The organism is Microcystis flos-aquae FACHB-1344 (assembly GCF_014698375.1).
GTDB lineage: Bacteria > Cyanobacteriota > Cyanobacteriia > Cyanobacteriales > Microcystaceae > Microcystis > Microcystis aeruginosa.
The window spans coordinates 1-14,649 of the sequence record NZ_JACJSW010000098.1; the positions used below are offsets into that span (position 1 = coordinate 1).

The following is a 14,649-nucleotide window of genomic DNA, read 5'->3' on the forward strand; positions in this document are numbered from 1 at the left end:
TTCCACCTAAGGCGTTAACTACTTCGCGCAGTGTATTTAGCTCTAGATTTTGCTCTTGTTTAAGTTTAGGTACTATTGATTGCTGTACTTCAAGATACTTTGCCAATTCTGATAAAGATAAACCTAGTTTTTCCTGCAAATACTTAAGCGTAAGTTCCTCCAGATAAATTTGGGAAGCTCTTGCTTTAATAATTGCTTGTCGTTCTCCACAAAGTTTATTAAATTCTTCCGAGAAGTTGGTATATTCTTTCATGACTTTTCTTCCTTAAGTTTTTCCAGATATTTTTGATAACGTTGATCTGCTATAGGAATATTTTCTTTGTACCATCTTTTGTTACCTGACTTGTTCCCCCCAACAAGTAAAATTGCTTGTCGATGAGGATCAAAGGCAAATAAAACACGCCAAGGTTCACCTTTATACTGAATACGAAGCTCTTTCATATTCTTAAAAGAAGATCCTTCAATGGTATCAACTCGTGGTCTCCCCAGTGCTGGTCCAAGTTTCATCAATACAGTTAAAACAGCAAATACTTCATTTTGAAGTCCCTGTTCTTGTTGATAAAACCAGAACCTAAAATCTGGATCAAATATAATATTCCATTCCATAACTATAATATAGTCTGTACATAAAATAATGTCAAGCTTTCAGTTAAACATTCGGCTCTCTTGCCATCATCATTATAAATTATAACATCGGTGAATAATCTCTGTGTTCTTTGTGTCTCTGTGGTTAATTCCCCTCGATAATCTCCGTACCTTGCTCCAACTCAAAAATGCTATGATAAAAACAAACTATCACTTCTTATCAAGTATGGACAAACAAAACCCTCAATCTAACGCAGAATCAGACAATTTAATGGAAGAACTCGATGCTAAATGGGATGCACTAGAAAATGACCCAGAATTTCGCAAAAAACCTTTTTGGCAAAGAATTGTTGAGATTGGTAACGTTGTTCCCCAATCAGAATGGCGAAAACACTTTCCCAGAGACTTTGCGCGTAACGCGGAACATTATATGTACGGCGCACCGAGAGAAGATGAGGAAGAATAACAAACACAGAACTAACGTCAATTCAAAGTTATAATATATGTAGTAAACCAATCCCACTAAATGATTATGAATCCCCCAAACAATCCCACTCGCACAGAAGAAATTCCGACAATAGAGGAACTTCCGACAATAGCTGAATTACAAGCAAAATTCGCTCAACTTCAAGCTGATCCCGAATTCCGCAAAAAACCTTTTTGGCAAAGAATTGCAGAAATTGGCGCACTTGTTCCCCAGTCAGAATGGCGAAAACACTTACCTACAGACTTTGCGCGTAATTTTGAACACTATATGTACGGCGCACCAAGAGAAGATGAGGAAGAATGAGAAAAATTTTCTTAGATACATCCTATTTGCAAGCACTCGCTGATTATAGAGACAATCTCCATGAACTTGCCACACTAATGACAGTAAGACTAGGAAAATTTACAGGAATTACTAGCGAAATGATTTTGACAGAATTACTTAACGCATTGTCAGGAAGAGGAGATTATCTACGCCAATCTGCTATTAACTTAACCAACGATTTGAAAAACGATTCTAGTATAGAAATCATTCCCCAAACCAGTGAACAATTTGAGCAGGCTTTTGATTTTTATCAAAGACGATTAGATAAAGGTTATAGCTTAACTGATTGTGCTTCCATGCAGATTATGAGACAACTAGAAATCAATGAAATCTTAACCTTTGATAAGCATTTTCAGCAAGAAGGATTTAGCGCGTTACTCAGAGAATAGTCACTAAACTTTACTTCACTTTAATTTTTTTACTCGCTTCATATAACCATTGCTCCTCCTCTGTGTTAATTTCCCTCCCTTCGGCTAAATTAAGACATTTACGCCAATTTTCCTGAGATGATTTCTTATCTTCTTTTTCTAAAAGTTGAGCATAAATACAAAAAGCAGCACCGGGATTGCGGATAAATTTCTGATAAGCTGGATTTTCAGCGATACCAATAGCAACTAAAAGATTAGGAACTGCATCTTCACTGCGATTTTGCTTAAATCTGGCCCAGCCTAGATTTTTATAAATACTATATTTTTGTACTGCTAAATTGCGTTTCTCATCTTCAGTAAATTGGTCTAGTTTTTCATCTTTTTCTGCTAATAATCTCTTAGCTTTTTCCAGTAACTCTACTGCTTCTGCATTCTTATTATCGCGCAGATACCAATAAGCGAGATTATTATAAGCATCTATAAAACCACCTTTTGCCGCAATTAAATAGTGTTTCTTCCCATTAGTCAAATCCTGTAACTCTTCATAAAGTGTTGCTAACTTATAATGAGCATCTAGATTATCTGGATCTAACTCAATCGCTTTTAAATACTTCTCTTCGGCTGAAGCTAAATTAGGAAATTCTTGACTTGCTGGCGGAGGAGATTGTAAACGGTTGCCTTCTTGCTTATAAAGCTCAGAAAACCAAGAGAAATTTAGATAAATTCCCAAGAGAATAGCAAAGACTATTACTGTTACAGAAAACTGTATTTCTTCATACCAATGTTCAGCAATCCCAAGCAATTTCATTAACTTAACAAAACCCTTCTGGCGCGTCCGTGTGAGAGCATTTTCAGTTTGTAATAAAGAAATGAAAGTCGAAAAAATAACACCTCCTATTTCTAGCAAACCTGAACCACCACTAAGAAACCGAGTAGCAATCGTTCCGATTAATGTAAAATTAACCCCTAATAAAACCAGTTTACCGATTCTCAATAGCCAATCAAAGCGATTGCAAGGATGCAAAGATTCCCTACTTTCTAAATGCCACCACCAAGCCTGAGCAGACATAGGTAAAGTCTCCCGATATTCAGCTAAGTCAAGAACTTGAGTAATTTTGTAGCTTTTCTGTTTTAATCTATTATCTTGTTCGATTAATTTTGACGACATATCAACCGAAATTTCCGCCTCAGCTTCCATTTGTTTATTAAGAGCATCTCTGGCGGCAATAATTTCTAAAGCCTGTGCTTTTTTCAGAGATTTATTATGAGAAGTATCTAAATAATTTAGAGCATTCTGGTAACGCTCTAAAGCAACTTGAAAGGGTGTCGGCACAGGTGCAGGAGAATTCATATTATACTAAATCCGTTGAGCATAGGTTACTTATAAGGACAGGCAAAAGGCAAGAGGCAAAAGGCAAAAGGGGGAATAAATAATCAGTTTTTAATAACCAGATTTAGTATTATACAATCCTAAAAGTTTAGTTTCTTTCACTGTTTGAGGGTAAAAAATACCTCGGCAAAACTGGCTGCTGATACTAAATCCTGTTTAAAAAGTATAGGAAAGTGGGAAGATGGGGCAAAAAACCAAAGAAATTAGGAACCATAGGTCCCTAATTCCTGTAGTATATGCCATTGTATGTAACGGGCTTGGAGAGACTCGAACTCCCGACCTTGTGGTCCGTAGCCACACGCTCTAATCCACTAAGCTACAAGCCCTTGTTTTTCTCAACAGTAAACTACTATAGCACAGGTTCATTCAATGACGCAAGAGGGTAAAGAAAAATTATCTCATCTCGACAGCCAAGGCGAGGCCCAGATGGTGGATGTATCGGAGAAAATGCCCACTAAACGCACTGCTATCGCCCTAGGACAAGTGAGAATGCTAAAAACGACTTTTGAAGCCATAGAACAGGGAAATGCGCCTAAAGGTGACGTTTTAGGGACGGCCAGACTAGCGGGAATTATGGCGGCCAAACAAACTTCCTGTTTAATTCCCCTTTGCCATCCCTTACCCCTGCAAAAAATCAATGTTCAGATTATCCCGAAAGCAGAGTTACCCGGCTACGAAATTCGGGCAGAAGTGGTGACAAAATCGGAAACTGGGGTAGAAATGGAAGCTTTAACGGCGGTATCTGTGGCAGCCTTGACTTTATACGATATGGCTAAAGCGTTAGAAAAATCAATCCTGATTGAAAATATCCGTCTGCTGAGTAAAACAGGAGGGAAATCAGATTATCACAAGGATTCCCTGTTGCCATGAAAACCCTGGTGCATCTCACATTTGCAGAAATACCGACAATCAGCAATTATCAGTGACTCTTAAATTATTACAGATGGGTCAGCGGCTGCGTGTAAGCATCCCACCGAAAAACTAATGCGCGGGGGGTTTGGGGGGTTCTACCCCCCAACGGGGGGTTTGGGGGGTAGAACCCCCCAAAGGCTTGGATTGAGTGGTAAAATCGGAAGTAATGACCGATTTTAGCCGAGAGTGTCCCCGTAAAAATCCCAACTTGGTAGATTGACAAAAATGAGATGCAGCCTAAAAAACCTAAGTAACCCCTTCTAACTTTTCATCGGTCAATTGATATAATTCCTGTAATTTCTCTAATTTGTCGGGGTCTGCTTGCCAAAAACCGCGACCCTGTGCTTCTAACATTCTACCGACAATATTACGGAAAGCTTCGGGATTAGCTTGACGCAATTTTTCCGCCATTTCTGCATCAAAAGCGTAGGTATCGGCTGCCTGATCATACACCCAATCGTCACTAAAATTAGCCGTACCGCCCCAACCAATTAAAGCGGTCATTCTTTGGGAGATTTCGTAGGCCCCACCAGAACCTTGATTAACCATGGCATTGGCCCATTTAGGATTGAGTAATTTACTGCGGTATTCTAAGCGCAAAACCTCCTCTAATTTGCGGGGAGTTGTATCATTGGAAAAACTCTCGACAAAACTTGTCATTACCCGTTTACCGCTTTGTTTTTCTGCGGCTAATTTTAATCCTCCCGTGTTGCCGTAGTATTCCTGAATATCGGTTAAACCGTATTCTACCGAGTCAATTTCTTGGATAATACTTTCACTGGTTTTTAATAACTGTTGTAGCACTTCTGGCCGCGCTTGTCCCTTATCTTGACGACCATAACTAAAAACATTACGCTTTTCCCAAGTTTTCGCTAATTCGTTGTCATTGTCCCAATTTCCCTCCACTACTTGGTCATTAACTAAAGAGCCAAAATCCCCGGCAGGATTGGAAAATAAACGAGCGCTGGCATTGTCAATTCCTTGACTTTTTAAGGCTAAATAGTGCTTACGGATATAATTATCATTTTCCGATTCTTCTATCTCGGCTGCCCGCTGCATTAAATCATCCAATAACTCGATAATATTGATAAAAGTATCCCGAAAAATTCCCGATAAATTAGCCAGAATATCGATGCGCGGGTGTCCAATTTCCCCTAGAGGTTTTAATTCATACCTGACAATTCTTCCTGTTCCCTCTTTCACCGGTTCCGCACCGACTAATTCTAAGAGAATACCCAGGGATTCACCCTTAGTTTTAATCACATCTAATCCCCAGAGTAAAACTGCTACAGTTTCGGGATATTTTCCTTTTTCGGTTAAGTTTTGTTCTAGCAGTTTTTTGGCGATTTCCCGTCCGCGGGTGTAGGCTGCTGGGGAAGGCATCCGGTAGGGGTCTAAAGCGTGTATATTGCGTCCTGTGGGCAAAACTCCCGCACCATCCCGGAGTAAATCCCCCCCCGGTGCCGGTGGTACATATTCCCCATTTAATCCCCGCAAAAGATTAGTTAATTCTTCGCTATTTTGTCCTAATAAATTTTTAATAGTAATGCCTTCTTTAAGCTTTTCATTGGTTGCTTCGTCAGCGATAATTTGCTGAAATTCTCGCTCAGATAAATCGGTAAAATAAGCATCAAGATAACCTTTTAATTCTTCCTGATTAGGAGCAGTTCCTAGGGTGTGTAACCCAGAAGAAAATAGTCTTTGTTCGACGATTTGCAAGTAATTATACACCTTGACAAAATAATCGGTTAGTGCATAGCGGCTAAATAATTTGGCATTTTCTAAAGTGAATTCTATTCCCTGTTTTTCTGCTTCCAGAAAAGGACAATCTTTAGAGATACCTGTATCAATAATCTTTTGGAGGATACTATCTCTTAAAGCGTAATTTTTCTCAGGATTTTCTCGAAACTCTGCAATCAAATCTCGTAAAATCATCAATTCTTTATATAATCCCGCTCGTCCGTAGGGAGGTACATTATGGGAAATTAACACCCCATAGCCGCGACGTTTAGCTAGGATAGATTCCGAGGGATTATTAGCGGCATAAATATATAAATTCGGTAAATCTCCTAATAAAATATCTGACCAAGAGTAACCAGTATTTCCTAGGGGTGAACCGGGCAGCCATTCGACAGTTCCGTGCATACCAAAATGAACGATCGCATCGGTCTTAAAATCTTTTTGTAACCACTGATAAAAGGCTGCATACTGAGGGTGAGGAGTTAAATCTTTTTCAAACATTAACCGCATCGGATCCCCAGCAATTCCTAAAGGTGGTTGCACTCCAATCCAGATATTACCTAACTCAATTCCCCCTAAATGATACTGGTCGCCAATAGTTTTTATTCCCGCATCTTTCAGAGATTTCCAGTGTTTTTCAATGCGAGAAGTTAACAGATAACCTAGCCAATTTTCTAAAGTTTCTATCGATAAACGATTTTGTTTAGAGAGATTTTCATCATCGGCAAATTTAACTTTTTGAATAATTTCTTCCCCGTCTTCGGGAATCGTTCCCACATTATAACCCTGCGCTTGTAAAGCTTGTAAAAACTTAACTAAACTCCGGGGAACATTTAATAAAGCTGCCGTACCAACTGCCCCATAACCCGGGGGAAATCCATAGAGAATGATGGCTATTTTCCGTTCTTGCGGAGGGGTTTTATGTAACTTAATCCAACTATGCAAACGTCCAGTTAAACGCTGTAATCTTTCGGGGATTAAATAGATAGTTTCCCCCACTAATCCCCCCAGAGGAATCGTATCAATTGCTCCATCTAATTCCGGTAAAGCGTATAGAACCACACTCTGTAAACCACCGATTCCCTGTCTTGTCCAAGAATAAATATCTTGAATCAATAAAGGGGCAGCGATAAGATAAGGAATATTTTTAGCGGACAGAATTCGTTTAGCCACTTCTACCTGTCTTCCTGCTTCCATAGAACCCGCAGGACCCCCCACCAAAGGAAAGCCAATCGTCGAAACAATTGCATCTACTGTCACCGCATCTTCACTTAAAGAAGGAGTTTCAATGATTCCTTTTTTTCTTTGCTGAATTTCGTAGTCTGTGGTTAACCAATCCCGAACAATTGTATGGCCTTCCACTCCGTTAATAAACACGGGTAAGGGAATTAAATTAGCCGTTTCAAAATGACGGATTAATTGATTAATATAGGGTAGTTTACTGATAACGTGCTTCCGATAAAGCAGCAGGGCCACCACTGGTTTATCAAGGGATTTATTTTTTTTATACCAAGTCAAATATTCTTGGGGAGTGAGAAAATAACCCTGATAATCGGGGTGTAATAGTCCCTTATTGGGAGTTTCGATAACTTCGGGTATTTCCTGTACTTTTAATCCTAGATATTTTTGGGCAATTACCCAACACATAGCTGCAACATTTTCAGTTCCTCCCGCATTCCAATAACCGTAGATAATTAACCAATTACGCAAATCTTGAACTTTTTTAGCGGGAATAAATTTCAGTAGTTTCGGACCGGTTTTGAGGAAACTGAGATAACCGGCTAACTTATCTTCTTCCTTGCCACTGGAAAATTTACTCAAGATAAATTGAATTGGTTTTGGCATTCCTTTTGGTTTATCCCCGATGGCAAATTCTCCCAAACGGGTTAAACTCATTAACTCTAAAGCAGACTCAAAAACTAAGCGAATCGGAATCTGTGCCGCTCGTTGCCGCAGCCAAGTAACTTGATCGTAATCGAAGATCAAACTAGCAAAAAAAACGTCGGCAGTGGCTAAAGCTTGCTCGACTATTTCCGGTTCGCTAGTCAAGGATTTATCGCTAAATACTTTTACCTCTAAATCGGGACATTTAGAACTAGCCAACAGACCCGATTGCCGATATAAATTACTGTTAAAGGTTTCAAAGCCAACAATTAAAACAATGCTTTTCATAAGTAGTCGTGCAAAATTAATTTCTTGGTTAGGATAGGCAAAAGGCAAAAGGGAAAAGGCACTCATGCAAGAGGTAGTTAGATAAGTAGGGAGGCACAATTATTTGTAGGATGGGTTAGTGGTAGCGTAACCCATGCAGGCGTTGGGTTTCATGCTTCAACCCAACCTACGTTCTGGCTCTTCAAAACCTTGCATCTTGATCGGCGATCGCCTCCTGTAGGGGCGAAGCATTCGGGCAATAGCCTATCGCTGAAACCGTAGATTTCCTATCCGAATGCTTCACCCCTACCTTTTCAGCAACCCCTAATTAATTTTGCCTAGGTACTAAGAATATTTTTAGACCAATCAGGGTGGGTTATCCTGCCTGAAAACACCCCCTGAAATGATCATAACGACAAATTAATAATAACTGCCAGATTTGCGATGATGGATGGCGGTTAAACCCTGGTGTAAAACCCTGCCTTTTTCTGCGATCGCATAAAGCAGCCAATGATCACCGCACTCCATTCGTTGTTCCACCCGACATTCCAGATAAGCGAGCGCTTCGGCCAGAATCGGCCCACCGTTCTCAGCTTTAGTGGTTTCGATATTAGCAAAACGATCTTCTCCTGGAGTAAAAGGTTTAAGAAAATGCTTCATTAAAGCCAAATGTTGACCTTCTTGGAGGATATTAAGGACAAAAGGCGTACCGCTATAAAGCAGAGACTCGATCGCTCGTTCTTTTGCCACGGCAATAGTCAATCCGGGGGGAGTGAACGTCGCTTGCGATACCCAAGAGGCTAACATGGCGCCGCGCAATTCTCCCAATTCGCAGGTGACGATACAGAGAGAACCCACCAAACGGCCCAGAGCCTGCGATCGCCGATCGCTTTGGGATTGGTTAACATTAGTTTTCGGTTGTCTGCTTTTGCGAGCTTTTTTGACTGCTTGAGCGAAATCGGTTCCCGCTTCCTCACAGGTCTTTAAAATTGCCTCCGTGGGCTTAAATTTAACCCGAATTGGCTCAAAACCGAAGCGATAACCGCCATCCCGGAATTTACCTTCTAAAAGATCGACCGCTTCCCCACTCCAACCGTAGGAGCCAAAAACCCCCACCAGCTTGCTTTTATCGCCATTGGACAGGGTAATCCCCAAGGCGGTTTGGATGGGAGTCGGTGCGTGTCCCCCCAAAGTGGGGGAACCAAAGATAAAACCGACACTTTTTTCGATCGCCGTTTTGATCTCGTCCGGTTCAGCGGACTCGGCATTAATCGCCGTCACTGCTACTCCCGCTTTCGTGATCCCCATGGCGATCGCTTGAGCAAGGGTGGCGGTGTTGCCGTAGGCACTAGCATAAATCAGGGCGATTGTCAACTCTTGGGACTTTTGTACTGCTAACCATTGTTGATAGGAAAGGGTCAATTCGTGCATCCCGTAACGCACCAGAGGACCGTGACCAACGGCATAAAATAAGGGCGATTTAGCGGCTAATTTCTCCAAAGCGTTGCTAATTTGGCCCGCATAGGGAGCCATGAGACAATCGAAATAATAACGCCGATCTTCGTTATAAACGCTCCAACCCTCATCAAAAATTTGGTCGCCACAAACGTGCGCTCCGAATAATTTATCGGTGTAGAGAATATCGGTTTTGCTGTCGTAGGTACAGAGTTGATCGGGAAATCGGGGGTTAGGAGTGGGGATAAATTCTAATTGATGGTTTGCTCCTAAATTTAATATTTCTTCCCCCTTGACAACCAACAGATTTAATGCTTCGGTTTCGAGAATTTTTTTCAGGGAAATTGCCCCTGGATTAGAACAAACAAAAGTGACTTGAGGAGCGATTTCTAAAAGTGCCTTGAGGGTGACGGCACGATTGGGGTTAACGTGACCGAGGATAATATAATCAATAGTTTTCGGATCGATTCTTTTAGTTAAAGCCTCTAAAAATATGGACGAAAATGATTCCCCCGGTGGATCAAAAAGAGCGACCTTTTCACTTTTAATCAGATAACTATTGGCGGTAGTTCCCTTTTGTAATCCGTATTCGATCTCGAATTTTAACCGGTCCCAAGTGCGGGAACGAAAGACAAAAGTATCGGCGGCTATCGGTGCTACTTGTACATCTCTCGGTTTGACAATTGCATTATTCATAATCTTAGTTACCAGTTATCAGTTAAGTAGTCAATTAGTTAAGCGGCAACTTGAGGCTGTGATCATTTTTTACTAGGCAAGTTTGGCATCAAAGTCAACACTTGATTTTTGACTAAATACAGCCTTTTATCGCTGGGGACGAGTGGGGAAATTTATAGGTTATCTTGCCAGCCGGAAGGACATCAATATCTACAGTACACTATCTCTGGGAAGAAACCTAGCTTCTAGCAATTGGCTCGCGGGTAACGATACTCCTCTGGGGGGATTTGCCAGTCTATTGAGAAATTCTAAAGGGAACGTGATCCCCAGAAGCGAGGTGCTAGTCTGAGGAAAACCCTGCTCTCTCCCTATCAGGCAAAGTTTTTATGAGCTATCAGCACTCGTCTTTTGACTGCACTAGCGCCAATTTTGAGAAAGCCGCTTTGACTCATTTTCGCGCTCTTGTGGCTTTTTTACCGGATAATTGCCGTGTTTACCGACAAACCTGGGAATTCTCTACGGTTCTCTGTCTCGATTGTCTAGCTTGTTTGGAGGGACTAGCAATCACCCGTCAAAATTTCGCCCATCTAGTTAATGTGACACAAGAACTGGGTTTAGGTCAAGCAATTATTTTGAAAGTAGGCAATAAAATCGTTGAGTGGCATCGTTTAAACTAAAATCTCAATTTTCGACCATCTCAACAGTCTAGAAAAAAATCGGCTCTCTGTGTTCTTTGTGTCTCTGTGGTTTATCTTTAACGCTTATAACTACCTCTTACCTCTGGGTGCATCTCATTTTTGCACTCTCAAAAATTAATTATGCAAGAACTCTATAGTAGGGTTGATTCATGAATCAACCCTACCCAAACCCTAGAGCGCATTGGTTTTTCGGTGGGATGCTTACAGGCAGCTGCTGATATGTCTGTAATAATTTAAGGGTCACTGATAATTGCTGATTGTCGGTATTTCTGCAAATGTGAGAGGCACCCCTTGCCTCTTGTCTATCCTAACCAAGAAGTTAATTTTGTCCTATCTAGAACTGTTTAAGTTTAGAACAGGCCCCGATAATTTGACCAAGGCTAATACCACCATCATTAGTGGGAACAGTTTGCTGCCAGTAGGGTTGAAATCCCGAAGCTTGTAAGCGATTAATTGTTCTTTCCGTCAGATAACGATTTTGAAAACAGCCTCCCGTCAGGAGAATTTTTTCTCTGCCTATTTTCTGAGCAATTTCTACAATAATCTCACTTAAACTATTATGAAATTTAGCGGCAATTATGCCGATTTGTACTTGTTTTTCTAAATCCTCAACAACTCCTAAAATTAGCTGATTCCAATCAATAACTATGGGTGAGTCAGCTGATAAAGAAAAATTATAATATTCCTCCGTTTTAATGCCCTCAAGGGCAAATTCTAACTGCATTGCTGCCTGTCCCTCAAAACTTAATTGATAACATAAACCTAGAATCGCCGCCACACCATCAAACAAACGCCCGACACTAGAAGTTAAAGGACAATTAATTTTTTTGGTTAACATTTGCCTAAAAATAGACCATTCCTGTTCACTAAAAGCTGATTTTATCTTATCAGTATTTTCCATCACTTCTAGTAATCCTAAAGCCACTCGTCTGGGTTCTTTAACCGCTTTTTCTCCTCCAGGTAATAGCCAGGGTTTAAAATGGGCGACTCGCTGCCAAGAATCGGCAGTGATATGGATAAACTCTCCCCCCCAAATTGTGCCGTCTAAACCGTATCCTGTTCCATCCCAAGCAACCCCTAAAACTGGAGGTTGTAGCTGATGTTCTGCCATGCAGGATAAAACGTGAGCGTAATGGTGTTGAATGGGAATAACGGGTAAATTTAAACTATAAGCGTACTTGGTTGCTAGATATTCAGGATGGGCATCACAGGCGATAATTTCCGGTACAAACTCGTATAATTTTTTTAAACTATCGAGAATATTTTCAAAGTGATTGACAGCATTAACTGTATCTAAATCGCCGATATGTTGACTAATAAAAACTTGATTTTTTTGGTAGATAGCCACGGTATTTTTAAAATAACTTCCCACGGCTAGAATCGGAGGAAAATCTCCCTCATTAACTTTAACGGGAAAGGGAGCATATCCCCGCGCTCGCCGCAAAATCATCGCTTTTCCCGCCATTTCCCTGATAATAGAGTCATCCACTGGTCGAACAATAGGACGATTATGAACTAGAAATAAATCGGCGATAGTTCCCAATTTTTCTAAAGCTTCTTTTTCCTCAATACAGATAGGTTCATCGGCTAGATTACCACTGGTTGCTACAATAGGAAAGCCTAATTCTGCTAATAAAAGATGATGTAGGGGAGTATAGGGTAACATGACTCCTAGATAGGGATTACCCGGAGAAACGGCAGCAGAAAGATAATTTTTTCTTTGTTTAATCAGGACAATTGCCGCTGCAGGAGACTGCAATAATTGCGATTCTAAAGAAGATACATAACCGTGGTTTTTCACTAAGTCAAGATTAGGATACATCACGGCAAAAGGTTTATCCAGTCGCTGTTTACGTTGTCGCAATTTTTGCACTGCTTCCGTATTTCTTGCATCGACGACTAGGTGAAATCCTCCTAATCCTTTGATCGCCATAATTTTTCCCTGTTCAATTGCTCTAGCAGTAGCGATTAAAGCTTGATCTTTTTCCGCTAATACACATCCTTGACTATCTAAAAGACTAATTTGGGGTCCGCAACGAGGACAGGCATTCGGTTGGGCATGAAAACGGCGATCTAGAGGGTTTTCGTATTCCCTTTGACATTCGGGACACTGATTAAAACCCCTCATAGTTGTGGCACTGCGATCATAGGGCAAACTCTCGATAATACTGTAGCGAGGACCGCAGTTAGTGCAGTTAGTAAAAGGATAGCGATAACGACGATTATTCGGGTCAAAAATATCGGCTAAACAATCGGGACAAGTGGCTAAATCGGGCAGAACAATTGTATTTTTTTCACCGCCGCTGCTAGGACGTATGCTAAAGTTTTGATAACCGACGGGATTTAACCATTGAGTCTCAATATTTTCAATTAGCGATCGAGGTGGTTTTTCTAAAGATAATCGAGTCAAAAAAGTTTCTAGTTTGTCTCGATTGCCCTCGACTTCAATAAAAACTCCCGCTGCTGTGTTATTCACCCAACCGGCTAAGTTTAATTCCGTTGCTAATCGATAAACAAAAGGACGAAAACCGACCCCTTGTACTGCCCCGCGCACAATTAAAGCTAATCGCTGCTCGGATTGAATGCTCTGATTATTCATAAAAATTTAACGGGGAAATCATCAAATTCATCCCTGATTACTTTTCCCGTTATACTAAACTTTCACTAATCACCCGACAGCATTCTTCCACACTGGCCCTTTTTTCCATAGCTATCACTAAAGCTTGATAGGCAGTCTGTTGTTTTTCTAAAAGAGTTTTTGCCTGTAATAAACTCCAGCGCTCTTTTTGGGCATAATTATTCTCGGAAACCCCCGCTAATTTTAAGGCCGATTGCAGATAAAATCGATCGCTTTCTCCCCCTGCCGCTTTACCATAAACTAAGGTTTCGGCAGCAATTCCCGCCATCCACACCGTGTAAATTCTCTCTAAAAAAGCAGGAAAATCGGTAAAATTCTTGACTTTTTGCTCTAAATCTGCTAGGTCAAACTGAACACCGCCGACTCCCTCCTGGCCTTGACGAAAGGCTTCCCAAGCGGTCAAACTATAACTGGCGATCGGAATGCCCAAAATATAAGCGGTGAGAAAATGTCCGGCTTCGTGGTAAATAACTCTTTGACGGTGTTTACTAGGAGAAAGAGCATCCAGTAGTAAAGTCACGCCCCGGTTATTAAAGGTGAGAGTATCAACGGTAACTAATCCCAAGAGGCTAAAAGTAGCTAAAGCAGGGACAAAAGGCGAAATAGACAGCAAAGGGGTGACAAATACGGAAAGAGTGATCGAAAAAACGGTAATCGCGATCAGATTTAAAGCTGTCTGTTCCATAAAAATTGATAAAAATATACAAATGCTTAATACTATGTTACATTCCTTAGTTTTATTTTCCCCGAATCAACCAACCAATTACCCCACCCACAAAAGCAGTCACAATCGATATACCGATCTGTTTCCAGTTTTTTACCTCCCCAATTTTTTCAGCTAAATCGGGAATTTTTCCCACGGATGCCTCGATGAGTTTCACTCTTTCATTTAAACCGGTGATTTTTGCGTCTAAAGTCCTGATTTCTCCCTTAATTTCCGTCTGTCCTATCTCTAAAACCTGAATTTCTCTTTTGATCTCTCCGACGCTATTCTCGATCGCTTTTTGTCCATTCTCCAAAGAGGTTAAACGAGTTTCGATCGCTTTTTGTCCATTCTCCAGAGAGGTTAATGGGACTTAAACAAATTTCAAGCCCAAATAAAGCCTAAACTGACTTTGTAAGCGGCAAACACATCCCGATTCTCGGTCAGCCACTCAAAGAAACGGAAAGACATCGCTGTCCGAAAAGCTTCTAAAGCTTCCACAAAAGTGTTTAAAGGTCGATTC

The 14,649-nt window shown here is 40.9% G+C and carries 13 protein-coding genes, 1 tRNA gene and 2 pseudogenes; 5 read left to right on the forward strand and 11 right to left on the reverse strand.

Translation table 11 applies throughout. The annotated features are described in order from the left end of the window. Nucleotides 1-253: helix-turn-helix domain-containing protein (locus tag H6G48_RS07780; protein ID WP_190720692.1), on the reverse strand; the 253-nt coding region annotated here is incomplete at its 3' end. Next, nucleotides 250-606, reverse strand: a complete 357-nt coding sequence (locus H6G48_RS07785; protein ID WP_072926009.1) for a type II toxin-antitoxin system RelE/ParE family toxin — start codon at nt 604-606, stop codon at nt 250-252. The genes H6G48_RS07785 and H6G48_RS07780, both read right to left, overlap by 4 nt. Nucleotides 607-811: 205 nt before the next feature. On the opposite strand from H6G48_RS07785, the gene H6G48_RS07790 reads away from it, so the two are divergent. From H6G48_RS07790 to H6G48_RS07800, 3 genes are all read left to right on the forward strand, one after another. After that, nucleotides 812-1,051 carry a hypothetical protein gene (locus H6G48_RS07790; protein ID WP_190720696.1) on the forward strand — a complete coding sequence of 80 codons (240 nt, stop codon included), beginning with the start codon at nt 812-814 and terminating at the stop codon, nt 1,049-1,051. Nucleotides 1,052-1,117: 66 nt separating this feature from the next. Beyond that, entirely contained in the window at nt 1,118-1,375 is a 258-nt protein-coding gene (locus H6G48_RS07795) for a hypothetical protein (RefSeq protein WP_004157225.1), read from the forward strand. Beyond that, complete coding sequence (locus H6G48_RS07800; protein WP_190720699.1) at nt 1,372-1,785, forward strand: type II toxin-antitoxin system VapC family toxin; 414 nt, start codon at nt 1,372-1,374, stop codon at nt 1,783-1,785. The genes H6G48_RS07795 and H6G48_RS07800 overlap by 4 nt, the downstream gene beginning before the upstream one ends. Nucleotides 1,786-1,795: 10 nt before the next feature. Here H6G48_RS07800 and H6G48_RS07805 read toward each other — a convergent pair whose 3' ends face one another. Next, complete coding sequence (locus tag H6G48_RS07805; RefSeq protein WP_190720702.1) at nt 1,796-3,115, reverse strand: tetratricopeptide repeat protein; 1,320 nt, start codon at nt 3,113-3,115, stop codon at nt 1,796-1,798. Between the two features lie 291 nt (nt 3,116-3,406). Further along, nucleotides 3,407-3,480 (reverse strand) — tRNA-Arg (locus tag H6G48_RS07810). 43 nt (nt 3,481-3,523) lie between these two features. On the opposite strand from H6G48_RS07810, the gene moaC reads away from it, so the two are divergent. Beyond that, nucleotides 3,524-4,024 (forward strand): cyclic pyranopterin monophosphate synthase MoaC, encoded by a 501-nt coding sequence (moaC, locus tag H6G48_RS07815; protein WP_103112300.1) that lies wholly within the window; start codon nt 3,524-3,526, stop codon nt 4,022-4,024. A gap of 59 nt (nt 4,025-4,083) precedes the next feature. On the opposite strand, the pseudogene H6G48_RS27415 reads toward moaC, so the two are convergent. The 3 genes and pseudogenes from H6G48_RS27415 to H6G48_RS07825 all read right to left on the reverse strand — a co-directional run bounded on the left by H6G48_RS27415 (nt 4,084) and on the right by H6G48_RS07825 (nt 10,108). Then, nucleotides 4,084-4,273 (reverse strand): annotated as a pseudogene (locus tag H6G48_RS27415) (hypothetical protein). Nucleotides 4,274-4,312: 39 nt separating this feature from the next. Then, a complete protein-coding gene (gene bchH, locus H6G48_RS07820; RefSeq protein WP_190720704.1) occupies nt 4,313-7,978 on the reverse strand; it encodes a magnesium chelatase subunit H in 3,666 nt (1,221 codons plus the stop codon). A 399-nt stretch (nt 7,979-8,377) separates the two neighbouring features. Next, entirely contained in the window at nt 8,378-10,108 is a 1,731-nt protein-coding gene (locus tag H6G48_RS07825) for a diflavin flavoprotein (protein ID WP_190720707.1), read from the reverse strand. A 365-nt stretch (nt 10,109-10,473) separates the two neighbouring features. Here H6G48_RS07825 and H6G48_RS07830 point away from each other — a divergent pair, with 365 nt between their 5' ends. Further along, nucleotides 10,474-10,764, forward strand: a complete 291-nt coding sequence (locus tag H6G48_RS07830; protein WP_002797276.1) for a hypothetical protein — start codon at nt 10,474-10,476, stop codon at nt 10,762-10,764. Nucleotides 10,765-11,119: 355 nt separating this feature from the next. Here the strand turns inward: H6G48_RS07830 and hypF are convergent, their stop codons facing one another. From hypF to H6G48_RS07850, 4 genes and pseudogenes are all read right to left on the reverse strand, one after another. Continuing rightward, nucleotides 11,120-13,384, reverse strand: a complete 2,265-nt coding sequence (hypF, locus tag H6G48_RS07835; protein ID WP_190720711.1) for a carbamoyltransferase HypF — start codon at nt 13,382-13,384, stop codon at nt 11,120-11,122. 49 nt (nt 13,385-13,433) lie between these two features. Beyond that, nucleotides 13,434-14,108 (reverse strand): ATP-dependent Zn protease, encoded by a 675-nt coding sequence (locus H6G48_RS07840; protein WP_190720714.1) that lies wholly within the window; start codon nt 14,106-14,108, stop codon nt 13,434-13,436. 52 nt (nt 14,109-14,160) lie between these two features. Further along, the gene (locus H6G48_RS07845) at nt 14,161-14,484 is read right to left on the reverse strand and encodes a hypothetical protein (protein WP_199328766.1); all 324 of its coding nucleotides are present in this window, start codon (nt 14,482-14,484) and stop codon (nt 14,161-14,163) included. Nucleotides 14,485-14,510: 26 nt separating this feature from the next. Beyond that, a pseudogene (locus H6G48_RS07850) lies at nt 14,511-14,649 on the reverse strand (IS701 family transposase); the annotation flags it as partial.